This window comes from Streptomyces populi (assembly GCF_002911015.1).
GTDB lineage: Bacteria > Actinomycetota > Actinomycetes > Streptomycetales > Streptomycetaceae > Streptomyces > Streptomyces populi.
Genome location: NZ_KZ626926.1, coordinates 22,590 through 35,268 on the forward strand (window position 1 = coordinate 22,590; position 12,679 = coordinate 35,268).

Sequence of the window (12,679 nt, forward strand, 5' to 3'; positions counted from 1 at the left end):
CGCATGGGGTTCCTGGACATCCTGCTGGGCCGCAGCAAGCCCGCCGCACCCGACCTGGACCAGCTCTTCGCGCTGCCGTCGGCGGCCGTGACCCTCCAGGCCGCGGCCGGGTTCACCCCGACCGGCACGGGAGCGGTGTGCTTCGCCTCCGCCGAGGGCGGCGCCTTCGCCCAGGCGCACCAGGAGGCCCAGGCCCTGCTGGACGCCGACACCGGACGGACGGGCCCGCCGGTGGAACGGACCCGCGACGAGTACGGCTACTCGTGGCTGGTCTCCCACCGGACACCCGACGACCTGCCGGCACTGGTGAGCGATCTGCACGCGGTCAACAGCTCCCTGGAGAGCACCGGTTTCGGCCCCCAGCTGCTGTGCTCCGTGGTGGGCTTCGAGGACACGGAACAGCGACGGCTCGGCCTGGTCTACCTCTACAAGCGGGGCACCTTCTTCCCCTTCGCACCGCTGGCCGGCGGGGGCGAACGGCGCGACAACGCGCTGGAGCTCCAGATCAAGGCGGCCCTGGCCGACGACCTGCGCATCGAACAGGACCTCGCCCGCTGGTTCCCGATCTGGGGCGCGCCGGGACTGTGACGCCCGGTCCCGGTCCGGGTTCCGGAAGGGGCGGCCTCCGGTGACGACCGGGGTCCGGCCCACGGCCGGCACCCCTTTTCCTCCCGCTTCCCCCCGACTGCACACCATCCCATACCGCTATAAAGTCGGACGGAATCGACACAAGGGGTGCCCTCATGAGCAATCTGTTCGTCATCGCCTACGAGGACGTCGCCACCGCCGACCAGGTGCGCGACAAGCTGTTCGAACTGTCGAAGCAGCATCTCGTCGAGCTGGAGGACGCGGTCGTCGTCGAGCGGAGCGAGGACGGCAAGGTCAAGCTCCACCAGGCGGTCAGCCACACGGCCATCGGCGCGGCCGGCGGCGCGCTGTGGGGCGGTGTCATCGGTCTGCTCTTCCTCGCGCCGCTGCTCGGCGCGGCGGTGGGCGCGGCGGCCGGTGCCGCCGGAGGCGCGGTCACGGACACCGGGATCAACGACAAGTTCATGAAGGATCTCAGCCAGAATCTGCGGCCGGGCGCGGGCGCGTTGTTCGTCCTGGTCAAGCAGGCGGCCGGAGACAAGGTGATCCCTCAGATCGCCGAGTTCGGCGGCCAGTTGGTGCAGACCTCGCTGAGCCAGGAGCAGGAGGACCACCTGCGGGAGGCGGTCGCCGCGGCCCAGGCGAAGTCCGCGGCAGCCGCCGCGCCCGGGGGGACGGGCGGTACGGCCGCGTCCGCGGCGAGCGCGCCGGCAGCCGCTCCCGGAACGGGCGCCGAGGGCACGTCCGCACCGGCCGGCACCCCCGAACCGGACGCGAACGGCGCTCCCACCTCTTCCTGAACCGAGCCCGCCCCGTGCCGTCCGGCCCCGGCAAGGGCGTCATCCGGCCGGCGCCGTCCGGGGGCGCCGCCGCCCGCGTGCGTCAATGGGGAGATGCTCTCCTCCTTCACGCACGACCACGACGGTGAACGGCTGAGCTGCGTCGGCGGCGGTGGAAACGACGGCGCGGCGACCGCCGTCCTGCTGCACGGCGCGGGCAACGGCAACAAGGAGCGGCTGCTCCCGCTGCTCGGCGACTTCGCCGCGCGCGGCTGCGCCGGGCTCGCGTTCGACTTCTCCGGGCACGGTGAAAGCACCGGCGCACTGGGCGGGTTGAGCCTCCGGCTGCGTTTCGAGCAGGCCGTGTCGGTGATCGACGCGACGGTTCCGGCGGACGCCCCGCTGATCCTGGTCGGGTTCAGCATGAGCGGCCAGACGGTGGCCGACCTCGCACGGCACTACGGGCGGCGCGCGGTGGCGCTCGTGCTGTGCGCGCCCGCGGTGTACGCAGCCGAGGCCTGGTCCCTTCCGTTCGAGGACCCGCAGGACCCCTCGCGGCAGGACGGTGACGGTCCCGAGGCGCAGAGCCTCTTCAGCCGGATCATCCGCACCCCGGACAGCTGGCGGGAGGCTCCCGCGTTCGACGTGCTGCGGGCCTACGAGGGCCGCGCGGTGCTCGCCGTACCCGCCGTGGACGCGATCATCCCGCCCGCCGTGACGGAGGCCGTCACGGACGCGCTCACCGCCCGCGCCGACTTCACCCGCTTCGAACTGCCCGACGCCGACCACCTGCTGGGCCTCTGGTTCCGCGACCACCCCGGGGACCGGCGCCGGCTCGTGGACCTCGCCCTCGCCGGCCTCGGCGCCCCGGCCCCCTCCTCCCCCGGGGTCTGAACGACCCCGGCGGTCTCACACGCCCGGGGCCGCCGGGACCACGCCCGCGACGACCGCGGCGCCCAGTGCCGCGTGATCGTCGGCGTTGCGCTCCGTGTAGCGCAGCGCGAAGTCACCGACGGCGCGCTCGAAGGTGTCGGCGCCGCCGAGGTAGGCGGCGATCGCGACACGGTCGCCGGAGCGGGCGTGCGCGCGGGCCAGGGCGGTGCCGCACAGCCGGGCGTAGGCGCGCAGTTCGCCCGGGCTCATGCCGGCGACGTCCGCGGACGCCTTCATGTCGTGCAGCTGCCGCCAGTAGAAGGCGCGCCCCTCGGGCCCGGTGGTCCAGCCGAGGAAGGCGTCACCGGCGGCCTGCATCAGCCGCTGGCCCGCGACGACCCGGCGCCCGGGGTGGACGTAGGGGCCGCTGGGCAGGTGCTCTTCGAGCACGGACGGTCCCGCCTGCTTGATCTGGAGGAACAGCGGGTCGTCGGCGTCCCGCCCGGAGAGCAGCACGATGAAGCAGCGGACGCCGACGCTGCCCACGCCGACGACCTTGCGGGCCGCGTCGACGAACCGGTAGCGGTCGAGGAGCAGGCGGCGTTCCTCGGGGAGCGTGGAGCGGTAGTCGCTGAAGATCTTGCGGAGCGAGGCCGTGTCCATGGCTCCGGCCGGTTCCAGCAGGGGCGGGTCGTGGATGATGCGGCGGCGCCCCCCGACGGTCTCGGTGAGTTTGCCGAGCGCCTGAAGACTGGTGCGGCGGCGGGCCCGGGTGAGGGTGGCCTCGGTGCGACGGCGACGGCGTCCCGAGCGGACCAGCGGCAGCAGCAGGTCGGCGTCGATGTGCTGGTACCAGACGGTCAGCTCGCCCTGCCGGGCCAGCCGTCGTACGGCCTCGCGGTACTGCCCGGCGGCGGCCCGTGCCGCGCCGAAGACGTGCTCCTCCTTGTGCCCGTTCTCGCGGGCCGCGACCGCGACGCTGGCCGCGAGCCGTTTGACGTCCCACTCGAAGGGGCCGGGGAAGGTCTCGTCGAAGTCGTTGAGGTCGAAGAGCAGGGGGCGTTCCGGGGCGGCGTACAGGCCGAAGTTCAACAGGTGGGCGTCGCCGCACAGCTGGACGGTGAGCCCGGTGTGGGGCTGGGCGGCCAGGTCGGCCGCCATGACGGCCGCGCCCCCGCGCAGGAAGGCGAGGGGGGACGCGGCCATCCGCGCGTACCGGACCGGCAGCAGTTCCGGAAGCCGGTCCCTGCCCTGCGCCTGGAGGAGGCCGACGGGGTCGGGGCGGTCGGCGGCGGGGATCCAGGTGCCGTGCGCGGAGCGGGGCACCCGCTTGCGGGCCGCCCGGCCCCGGGCGGCCCGGTCCGCCGAGGCGGCCGTGACGCTGTCGCGGAGCACGGCCGTCAGTGCCTTGCGGCCCGGGCGACGTCGGCCTTGACGTCACCGGTGAGGGAACGGTTGCTGCGGGCGGTGGCGTTCTCGGAGCCGCCCGCCGGGACGTCGTCGACCGTCACGACGGTCGTGTCGAGGAGGTTGCCGCTCTGGTCGCGGAAGTCGACCTGGACGACGTACGACTTCGCCGAGGAGGTGGGGTTGGTGGCGGTCACCTCGGCCGTGACGCGCCCGTCGGAGCCGGGGCTCGCGGTCCCGGCGGTCTTCACCTCGTCCTTGGCGTCCGCGCCGCTCTTGAACTCGTCGAACTTCCGGCCGGCCTCGGCGGTCGCGGAGGCGAGGGCGTCACCGGCCTCGGTGGCGGCGGACGCGGCCTTGGACGCGGCGGACGCGGCCTTGGAGGCGGCGGAGGCGGCCTTGGACGCGGCGTCGGAGGGGCTGCTGTCGTCGGAGCAGGCGGTCAGCTGCGCGGCCAGGGCCGCCACCACGGACACCGCCAGGACCAGCCGGACCGGTCCTCGTATGCCGTCCCTCTGAAGCATCGTCTCTCCCCACGTGGTCCTGGTCCGCCTCGGATCCCGCTGTGGCCCCAGTCAAGGCCGCGGGCGGGACCGCCGCATGCCCGGCTGCGTCCAACGGGTGAACCCCGTCCCGTGACGTGCGGGCGTCCGGGAGGATGAGGGACGCGGAGCGGGCAGCACGGAGCGAGCGGACGGAGACGACGTGACGGGGAGACCGCGGCACATCGGGGCGGCCGAGCGGAGGGCACGGCTCGGGCTGCGGCAGCGGCTCGCGGGCGCCGCGCGGGCGGCGGCCCCCGAGGAGGTGGCGGACTCCCTGGTCGCGCTGCACGGTACCGACCCGGCGACGGTGTACCTGGCGGTGGGCGCGCGGCTCGCGGACGCCCGGGAGACGGTGGCGCGGGTGGAACGGGCCCTGTACGAGGACCGTTCCCTCGTGCGGATGCACGGCATGCGGCACACCGTGTTCGTGTTCCCCGCCGGTCTCACGGCCGTCGTGCACGCCTCGACGGGGCTCGACATCGCCGCGAAGGCCCGCGCCGGGCTCGTCAAGGACATGGCCGCCGGAAGCGGCGGACGGCTGACCGAGGAGTGGCTCGACGAGGTCGAGGCGTCGGCGCTCGCCGCGCTGGCCCGCCGCGGCGAGGCCACGGTGAACGAACTGACCGGGGACGAGCCGAGGTTGAAGGAACAGTTCGCCTACGCGGCCGGAAAGAGCTACGAGGGTGTGCACACCGTGTCGTCCCGGCTGATGCGCGTTCTGGGGGTCGAGGGCCGGGTGGTGCGGGGACGTCCGCTCGGATCCTGGACGTCGAGCCAGTTCCGCTGGGCGGTCGCGCCACCGCATCCCCCGCTCCCGCCCGCCGAGGCCCGCGCCGGGCTGATGGACCGCTGGCTCACGGCGTGCGGGCCCGCCACCGAGGCCGACCTGAAGTGGTGGACGGGGTGGAAGGTCACCGACGTGCGGGGGGCGCTCGCCGCGAGCGGGGCGGTGGCCGTCTCGCTCGACGACGGGGTCACGGGGTACGTGGCGGCGGGCGACGAGGGTCCGGTCGACGAACCGGACGCGCCCTGGGCCGCCCTGCTGCCCGCTCTCGATCCGACGCCCATGAGCCGGCCGGACCGGGACTGGTTCCTCGAACCGGCCCTGCGGCCCGCCCTCTTCGACCGCAGCGGCAATGTGGGGCCGACGGTGTGGTGGGACGGACGGGTGGTCGGGGGGTGGGCGCAGCGGCCCGACGGCGAGATCGTCTGGCGGCTGCCGGCCGCCGGGGGCGTCGGCCGTGAGGCCCTGGACGCGATCGCGGCGGAGGCCGAGCGCCTTCGGGCGTGGGTGGGCGGCACCCGGATCACCCCGCGCTTCCGGACGCCCCTGGAGCGGGAGTTGGCGGCGGAGTGAGGTCCGGCCGGGGCAGGCGTCGGCGCCGGCACCTGGAGAGGTGTCGGCGCCGGGCGGCCCCGCCACGGGGCGGAGTCACCCGGCGCCGGTGAGTGGTGCGCTCAGCGCGCGTACCTCATCAGCGCGCGCACCATGTGGCACGTGGTGTCCGACGGCGGGTGCACGCCGATGAGTTCCGCCGTGCTGCGGATCTTCTCGTTGCGGGCCTGGTTCGGTACGTACACACCGGAGTCGAGCAGGGCGATGGCGAGTCGCATCGCCTTGAGCCGGCGGTTGTGCGTGACGTACCAGTCACGGGAACGGCCCGGCGGCAGCGGGCGCTTCGCCATGGGCTGGTACGGCAGGTCCAGCGGGACCGCCGTCTTGGATGTGGACTGAGTGGGCAGCGGCTTCAGGGCGGCAGCGGGCACAGGCATCCTCCTGTCGCGGTCAGGGCACCGTCCGGACCTCCCGGCGACACCCTCGAACACTGCTTCTATTCTACTGCCGGGCACTGACAGAAGCCGCTGGCCACGAGGGCTCCGGGGGCCCTGGGGCAGCGGTGCCCGAAGGTGTCTGCCGTAACGTGTGCGGCATGGAGATCTGGATCAATCCGGCCTGTTCGAAGTGCCGCAGCGCGATCGACCTGCTCGACGCCGAGGGCGCCGAGTACACCGTCCGCCGCTACCTGGAGGACGTGCCCGGCGAGGACGAGATCCGCGACGTCCTCGGCCGCCTGGGCCTCGAACCGTGGGACATCACCCGGACCGGGGAGGCCGACGCGAAGGAACTGGGGATCGAGGAGTGGGCGCGGGACGCCGGTTCGCGGGACCGGTGGATCAAGGCGCTGTCCGAGCACCCGAAGCTCATCCAGCGCCCGATCATCACCGCGGACGACGGAACGGCGCTGGTGGGCCGCACGGAGGAGGCGGTACGGGACGCCCTGTCGCGGTAGGCGACCGCCCTCTCCAACTCCCGTGTGATCCACGTTACTTAAGTGAATGCCGTAACCGTTGAGCAACTGCGTTCGGCATCTCGTACATAGCGACGTAACGCTCCCCCACTCTCTGGAGGCGTGTATGTCGCGCAGGAGAACCCTCAGCACCAAGAAGAAGATCGCTCTGCTGGTCAGCGCGGCGACGGTGGCGGGCGGCGGGGCCTTCGCCCTGGCCGCCACCTCGAACGCGGCGTCCGTGCAGAACGCCCAGAGCTCGGTCGCCTGCCAGGGCCTGGCCACCGCTCTCGGCAACAACCAGAAGTTCATCGCGGACCAGAAGGCCAACCCCGACGCCCAGTCGGCGGCCAGGATCGCGAACCGCGAAGCGGTCATCGCGCAGATCAAGGTTCAGCAGCAGGCGTCGGGCTGCACCGTCGGGGAATCGGCTCAGGACTCCCAGACCGGTCAGCAGAACGCCCAGCCGCCCGCGCAGTCCGCACCGGCCCAGTCCGCGCCCGCCCAGGCCGCCACCAAGCCTCCGGCGCAGAGCGCCCCCGCGAACAACGCCGGTGGCGGCGCCGCCAGTGGCCAGCAGGTCTGCAACGGCTCGACCGTCACGCTGTCCGGTGAGGGCGGCGCACCGGCCGCGTCCAGCAACCAGTTCCCGGCCGGGACGAAGCTGAAGGTCACCAACCTGGACAACAACAAGTCCACGACCGTCGAGGTCACCTCGGTCTCCGGCAGTTGCGCCCTGCTGAACAACGCGGCCTTCGAGCAGGTCCGGGAGCCGGGCAAGTTCCTGATCCGCCGGGCCCTCATCGAGAAGGTGGGATAACGGGCACACCTACCGGGAGCCCCGCCGTCACCGACCTGTTCCGGGTCGGCGGCGGCGGGGCTCTCGTGCGACGGGCGGCCCCCGGAGGCGGGAGGCCCCCTCCGGACGGACGTACCGTGCACAAGCGGGACACATCTCCCCGGCCGCTCCCCTCGGATCGCATACGAGCGGTCCCCGCCGGACCTCAGGGCCCCGGGCGGACGGCGGACCGGCCGGTCACGACCGCGAACGATCACGCGTGGACGGCGGCGACGGCGCGGGAGGTGTGAGACCGGGCACACAAGGCCCAGGTAACACGGGGTTCACATTCGGGCAATGATCGGGAAATCGCCGGTTGGCAGTCTGCGGGACATCCCCAGCGGCGCCCCAGTGCCGCAGCGCCGCAGCACCCGCAAGTGCGACCAAGACACACCCCGAAGGATGTGGCCCGTGAGCTTCAAGGCTGAGTACATCTGGATCGACGGCACCGAGCCGACGGCCAAGCTCCGTTCCAAGACGAAGATCCTGGCCGACGACGCCAAGGGCGCGGAGCTGCCGATCTGGGGCTTCGACGGCTCCTCGACGAACCAGGCCAAGGGTCACTCCTCGGACCGCGTACTCAAGCCCGTGGCCAGCTTCCCGGACCCGATCCGCGGCGGCGACGACATCCTCGTCCTGTGCGAGGTCCTCAACATCGACATGACGCCGCACGAGTCCAACACCCGTGCCGCGCTGGCCGAGGTCGCCGAGCGGTTCGCCGCGCAGGAGTCGATCTTCGGCATCGAGCAGGAGTACACCTTCTTCAAGGGCGCGCGCCCGCTCGGCTTCCCCGAGGGCGGCTTCCCGGCCGCGCAGGGCGGCTACTACTGCGGTGTCGGCTCGGACGAGATCTTCGGCCGCGAGGTCGTCGAGGCGCACCTGGACAACTGCCTCAAGGCGGGTCTCGGCATCTCCGGCATCAACGCCGAGGTCATGCCCGGCCAGTGGGAGTTCCAGGTCGGCCCGCTGGCGCCGCTGGAGGTCGCGGACCAGCTGTGGGTGGCCCGCTGGCTGCTCTACCGCACCGCCGAGGACTTCGACATCTCCGCGACGCTGGACCCGAAGCCGGTGAAGGGCGACTGGAACGGCGCGGGCGCGCACACCAACTTCTCCACCAAGGCGATGCGCGAGGGCTACGACGCGATCATCACCGCGTGCGAGTCGCTCGGCGAGGGCTCCAAGCCCATGGACCACGTCAAGAACTACGGCGCCGGCATCGACGACCGCCTGACGGGTCTGCACGAGACCGCCCCGTGGAACGAGTACAGCTACGGCGTCTCCGACCGCGGCGCCTCGGTCCGCATCCCGTGGCAGGTCGAGAAGGACGGCAAGGGCTACATCGAGGACCGCCGTCCGAACGCGAACGTCGACCCGTACGTCGTGACGCGTCTGATCGTCGACACCTGCTGCACCGCCCTGGAGAAGGCCGGCCAGGTCTGATCCCGCCCAGCACTCCCGAGGGGGCGTCCACCGTCACGGTGGGCGCCCCCTCGCGTCGTCGTCGGCAGCGCGGGCACGGCAGTTGACGTCCGATCCGCGCGTGGCCGACTTCACGCCAAGGCGGCGTCCGAGCGGTGAGAGGAGACTCCTGCTACGGGGCCGTGTCTGCTTCAATGGGTCCATGGCCAACTTCCAGAAGTGCATCGCGACGGGTCGCCATGACCTCGAGCCCTTCTGGCCCTCCCGTCAGCACCACGACTTCGACCGGGTGTGTTGTCGCGCGACGAACGCGCGGGCCCTCTAAAGCCGTACACCCCGGCCTTCGGCCAGCGCGCACGACGTACGTCCTCGACCGCCCCGACCACGAACTCGCGGCCGTCGAACCTCCCGACGAACTTCTCGCGCGAAAGAGCTGACCTCTCATGGCGACCACTCGTTCCTTCTCCTCCGTCGCGACCCCTCCCGCCCCTTCGGCCTCCCCGGGCCGACACCGACTGCGTGCCGTCGACCGGGACGAGGTCGTCGACGTGGCCGGCTTCCTTCCCCCGGGCGCCACCTGGCTGCCCGCCCCCCAGAACGCGCTGCCCGTCCTGCCGGGGCAGCCGCCGATGATCGGCTACCTGGTCCTCGTGCCGGCGGACCAGCAGCCCCTGCTGCCGGTCGCCGTGCCGGGACCGGCCGACCCCCGGAGCGTCGAGGACGCCGTCCCCGAGGGCCCCGGCGACGGCGTCGCCGACCCGCTGGTGCGCGTCGACACCGTGCAGCGCACCGCCGAGGTCGACGGACGGGTACTGGACCTCACCTACCTGGAGTTCGAGCTGCTCGCGCACCTCGTCCGGCACCCGCACCGGGTGCACACCCGCGACCAGCTGGTCTCCACGGTGTGGGGCTACGGACACGTCGGCGACGGACGGACCGTCGACGTCCATGTCGCGCGGCTGCGCCGCAAGCTCGGCGACCGGCACCGCCAGGCGATCCAGACGGTGCGCCGGGTGGGGTACAAGTACACGCCGCCGACCGGCCGTTGACCCCTCCGGCGAATCTCCTGTCAGCAGATCCGCGTTCCCCCGGGCGGGCGGTGCGGGCACAGTCGTCCGTATGACGCGGAGACTTCTGATGCTGGGCGGTACGGAGTTCGTGGGGCGCGCGATCGCGGAGGCGGCGCTCACCCGGGGGTGGGACGTCACCGTCCTGCACCGCGGACACCACGAACCCCCTTCCGGGGTGCGGTCGTTGCTCGGCGACCGCACCTCTCCGGACGGGCTCGCGGCGCTCGCCGGCACCACGGACACCTGGGACGCCGTCGTCGACACCTGGTCGGCGGCGCCGCGGGCCGTGAGGGACGCGGCACGCCTGCTGGCCGGACGGGTGTCCCGCCACGTGTACATATCGAGCTGCTCGGTGTACGCGTGGCCCCGCCCCGCCGGATACGCCGAGAACACGCCCCTCGTGGAGGGCGCGTCGGCCGACGCGGACGCGACCGACTACGCCCGGGACAAGCGGGGCGGGGAGCTGGCCGCCGTCGAGGCCTTCGGCGACGGGCGTTCGCTGCTCGTGCGGTGCGGCCTGATCCTCGGGCCGTACGAGAACATCGGGCGGCTGCCCTGGTGGCTCGGCCGGATCGCGGCGGGAGGTCCCGTGCTCGCTCCCGGACCGCGCGACCTGCCGCTCCAGTACATAGACGTCCGGGACCTGGCCGAGTGGACGCTCGGGGCGGTGGAGGCGGGACTCGACGGGCCGTACAACCTGGCCGGTCCCCCGGGGCACAGCACGATGGGGGCGCTGCTCGACGCGTGCGTCCGGGCCACCGGGGCGCGGGCCGAGCTGCGCTGGACGGACCCCGGGGCCGTGCTCGGCGCCGGGATCGAGCCGTGGACGCAGCTTCCGGTGTGGGTTCCGCCCGGGAGCGAGCTGCACGCCTCGGTGTACTCGGGCGACGTCTCACGGGCGCTGCGGACGGGGCTGCGGTGCCGGCCCGTGCGGGAGACCGTCGAGGACACCTGGCGCTGGCTCCGGTCGCTCGGCGGTGTCGCACCCCGGCGCGCCGACCGGCCCGCGGTGGGACTGGATCCCGCGGTGGAGGCGAAGGTCCTCGGCGTCTGAGCCCCGCGATTCCCGGCCCGGGCGTTCGGGAAGCCGTACGGGCCGGTCGCCGTACCTTTCGGGATTCGGCACGGCGACCGGCCCCGGGATCACCGCGAAGGCGGGGCCGGTCGTGAACTCGACAGCTCCTCAGGGAAGTTGAACTCGCCCGCACGTGCCGCCCGACGCCCGGCGGCACCCCTCCCCGGACCCCGAGAACACTGAACACGAGTCAAAAAAGCGTCCTCAAACCTGAATATCGAGATCAACTCTCGGGAATTCGCGGGCTTCTGGGGTCATTGTGACCGAATTGGTCTCACGACTTTCAAAGATTTCTTCGAGACTCCTGAACACCTCGCACACCTCCTGCGTATGGAACGGAGCCGCTTCACTCCTGTCGGGCGCCTCGCTGCCCCGCAAGGAAGTCAGAGGAGTTCCATGGGACGCAACATTCGAAAACGACGTTCGCCGCTGGCCGTTCGCGCCGTCGCGGCGTCGGCAGCGCTCGCGATCGGCGGGGGTGGGCTGGTCTGGGCGAATTTCTACGCCTCGGCGCACGAGAGCAACAATTCGGGCCGGAACACCACCAAGGCCGCGGGCGTGCAGGTGGCCACCATCCAGTGTCCGGACGTCGGCCAGAAGCTGTCCAACGTCCCGAACCAGGCGCGGGGCCAGGTCGACGGGGAGCTGGCGACGCTCGACCAGCAGATCACCGCCGCCTACCAGCGGCTCGCGACCACGCGTGACGCGCAGGCGAGGGACGCGAGCTTCGTCCAGAACTCCATCCTGACGCCGCTCAAGCAGAACCGCCAGGTGATCATCGACCGGATCAAGCTGGAGATCAACCGCGTCGGCGGCAGGGCTCCGGGCTGGCTCGACGGTCTCTCCACCTGCACCGGACAGCCCGCGAACGGGCAGACCAACGGCGGACAGAACAACGGCGGCGCCACGGCCGCTCCGTCCGCGAGCGCGAGCGCCGGTGCGGGCGCGAACGGCGGTGCGGGCAACGGCGCCGGCGCGGGTGCCTCCGCGAGCGCGAGCGCCCCCGCCAACGGCGGTGCGCAGGCGGGCAACGGCGGGCAGGCCGGCAACGGTCCGGTCGCGGCCGACTTCGTCGACATCACGAAGGTCCAGCCGAACGTCGCGGGCAAGGCCCGGACCCAGGCCGGCGGTTCGTCCGGTACGTTCACGTCGTCCTGCGGTGTCAACGCGAACAAGAAGTTCAACACGGACAACGTGATCGTGGCGCCCGGTGTCACCAACGGTGCGCACCACCTCCACGACTACGTCGGCAACCAGTCGAACGACGCCTTCGCCACCAACGACACCTTCGCCGCGGCCCAGACCTCCTGCTCCAACCAGGGCGACAAGTCGTCGTACTACTGGCCGGTCGTGCGTATCCAGAACGGTACGCAGGACTTCGACCAGAACAACCTGGGCGGTGGCAAGGAACTCAACGTCGGCAAGATCCAGCAGGTGCGGCAGGCGCAGATCAAGTTCGTCGGCAACGCGAAGAGCAAGGTCGTCGCGATGCCGAAGTTCCTGCGCATCATCACCGGTGACGCGAAGACCACGACCAACGGTCTGGCGAACGCCAACGCGCACTGGAGCTGCACCGGCTTCGAGAACAAGGTGCAGCTCACGCAGCAGTACCCGATCTGCCCGCAGGGCAGCACCGTGGTCCGTACCTTCGCCTTCCAGAGCTGCTGGGACGGCGTGCACGCCGACAGCGCGAACCACCGTACGCACGTGGCCTTCGCCGACGCCCAGGGCAACTGCGCCAACGGCTTCAAGGCGATCCCGCAGCTGACGATGCGCCTGGTCTACGGCTTCCGGGCC

13 protein-coding genes are annotated in these 12,679 nt (G+C 72.3%); 10 read left to right on the plus strand and 3 right to left on the minus strand.

The genetic code is table 11. The features are described 5' to 3' along the window. The first annotated feature begins 3 nt into the window (after positions 1 to 3). The 3 genes from pspAB (at position 4) to CW362_RS31800 (ending at position 2,261) form a co-directional block, all read left to right on the plus strand. Positions 4 to 588, plus strand: coding sequence for a PspA-associated protein PspAB (pspAB, locus tag CW362_RS31790; RefSeq protein ID WP_103553056.1), 585 nt, complete (start codon positions 4 to 6; stop codon positions 586 to 588). 155 nt (positions 589 to 743) lie between these two features. Beyond that, complete coding sequence (locus CW362_RS31795) at positions 744 to 1,388, plus strand: DUF1269 domain-containing protein (protein ID WP_103553057.1); 645 nt, start codon at positions 744 to 746, stop codon at positions 1,386 to 1,388. A 93-nt stretch (positions 1,389 to 1,481) separates the two neighbouring features. Next, the gene (locus tag CW362_RS31800; RefSeq protein ID WP_103553058.1) at positions 1,482 to 2,261 is read left to right on the plus strand and encodes an alpha/beta hydrolase; all 780 of its coding nucleotides are present in this window, start codon (positions 1,482 to 1,484) and stop codon (positions 2,259 to 2,261) included. Between the two features lie 15 nt (positions 2,262 to 2,276). Here CW362_RS31800 and CW362_RS31805 read toward each other — a convergent pair whose 3' ends face one another. Together CW362_RS31805 and CW362_RS31810 are read right to left on the minus strand one after the other, a co-directional pair. Further along, a complete protein-coding gene (locus CW362_RS31805) occupies positions 2,277 to 3,635 on the minus strand; it encodes a DUF2252 domain-containing protein (protein ID WP_103553059.1) in 1,359 nt (452 codons plus the stop codon). Between the two features lie 5 nt (positions 3,636 to 3,640). Then, positions 3,641 to 4,171 (minus strand): hypothetical protein, encoded by a 531-nt coding sequence (locus CW362_RS31810; RefSeq protein ID WP_162684297.1) that lies wholly within the window; start codon positions 4,169 to 4,171, stop codon positions 3,641 to 3,643. A 181-nt stretch (positions 4,172 to 4,352) separates the two neighbouring features. Between CW362_RS31810 and CW362_RS31815 the strand changes: the two genes are divergently transcribed. Further along, positions 4,353 to 5,549: a winged helix DNA-binding domain-containing protein gene (locus tag CW362_RS31815; protein ID WP_103553060.1), complete on the plus strand. Its 1,197-nt coding sequence runs from the start codon at positions 4,353 to 4,355 to the stop codon at positions 5,547 to 5,549. Between the two features lie 101 nt (positions 5,550 to 5,650). On the opposite strand, the gene CW362_RS31820 is transcribed toward CW362_RS31815, so the two are convergent. Further along, complete coding sequence (locus CW362_RS31820; RefSeq protein ID WP_103553061.1) at positions 5,651 to 5,959, minus strand: hypothetical protein; 309 nt, start codon at positions 5,957 to 5,959, stop codon at positions 5,651 to 5,653. Between the two features lie 164 nt (positions 5,960 to 6,123). Here CW362_RS31820 and CW362_RS31825 point away from each other — a divergent pair, with 164 nt between their 5' ends. From CW362_RS31825 to CW362_RS31850, 6 genes are all read left to right on the plus strand, one after another. Beyond that, positions 6,124 to 6,483 carry an arsenate reductase family protein gene (locus CW362_RS31825; protein ID WP_206301109.1) on the plus strand — a complete coding sequence of 120 codons (360 nt, stop codon included), beginning with the start codon at positions 6,124 to 6,126 and terminating at the stop codon, positions 6,481 to 6,483. Between the two features lie 124 nt (positions 6,484 to 6,607). Further along, the gene (locus CW362_RS31830; RefSeq protein WP_103553063.1) at positions 6,608 to 7,300 is read left to right on the plus strand and encodes an RlpA-like double-psi beta-barrel domain-containing protein; all 693 of its coding nucleotides are present in this window, start codon (positions 6,608 to 6,610) and stop codon (positions 7,298 to 7,300) included. A 429-nt stretch (positions 7,301 to 7,729) separates the two neighbouring features. After that, a complete protein-coding gene (gene glnII, locus CW362_RS31835; protein WP_103553064.1) occupies positions 7,730 to 8,758 on the plus strand; it encodes a glutamine synthetase in 1,029 nt (342 codons plus the stop codon). A gap of 422 nt (positions 8,759 to 9,180) precedes the next feature. Beyond that, on the plus strand, positions 9,181 to 9,786 hold the full coding sequence (locus tag CW362_RS31840; protein ID WP_103553065.1) for a winged helix-turn-helix domain-containing protein: 606 nt from the start codon (positions 9,181 to 9,183) through the stop codon (positions 9,784 to 9,786). Positions 9,787 to 9,874: 88 nt separating this feature from the next. Next, positions 9,875 to 10,861, plus strand: coding sequence for an NAD-dependent epimerase/dehydratase family protein (locus CW362_RS31845; RefSeq protein WP_103553066.1), 987 nt, complete (start codon positions 9,875 to 9,877; stop codon positions 10,859 to 10,861). A gap of 417 nt (positions 10,862 to 11,278) precedes the next feature. Then, a partial coding sequence (locus CW362_RS31850) for a DUF1996 domain-containing protein (protein ID WP_103553067.1) occupies positions 11,279 to 12,679 on the plus strand: 1,401 nt, incomplete at its 3' end.

Coding starts and splice junctions, on each gene's coding strand:
- pspAB (WP_103553056.1), top strand. CDS start 4: ATGGGGTTCCTGGACATCCTGCTGGGCCGCAGCAAGCCCGCCGCACCC.
- CW362_RS31795 (WP_103553057.1), top strand. CDS start 744: ATGAGCAATCTGTTCGTCATCGCCTACGAGGACGTCGCCACCGCCGAC.
- CW362_RS31800 (WP_103553058.1), top strand. CDS start 1,482: ATGCTCTCCTCCTTCACGCACGACCACGACGGTGAACGGCTGAGCTGC.
- CW362_RS31810 (WP_162684297.1), bottom strand. CDS start 4,171: ATGCTTCAGAGGGACGGCATACGAGGACCGGTCCGGCTGGTCCTGGCG.
- CW362_RS31825 (WP_206301109.1), top strand. CDS start 6,124: ATGGAGATCTGGATCAATCCGGCCTGTTCGAAGTGCCGCAGCGCGATC.
- CW362_RS31830 (WP_103553063.1), top strand. CDS start 6,608: ATGTCGCGCAGGAGAACCCTCAGCACCAAGAAGAAGATCGCTCTGCTG.
- CW362_RS31840 (WP_103553065.1), top strand. CDS start 9,181: ATGGCGACCACTCGTTCCTTCTCCTCCGTCGCGACCCCTCCCGCCCCT.
- CW362_RS31845 (WP_103553066.1), top strand. CDS start 9,875: ATGCTGGGCGGTACGGAGTTCGTGGGGCGCGCGATCGCGGAGGCGGCG.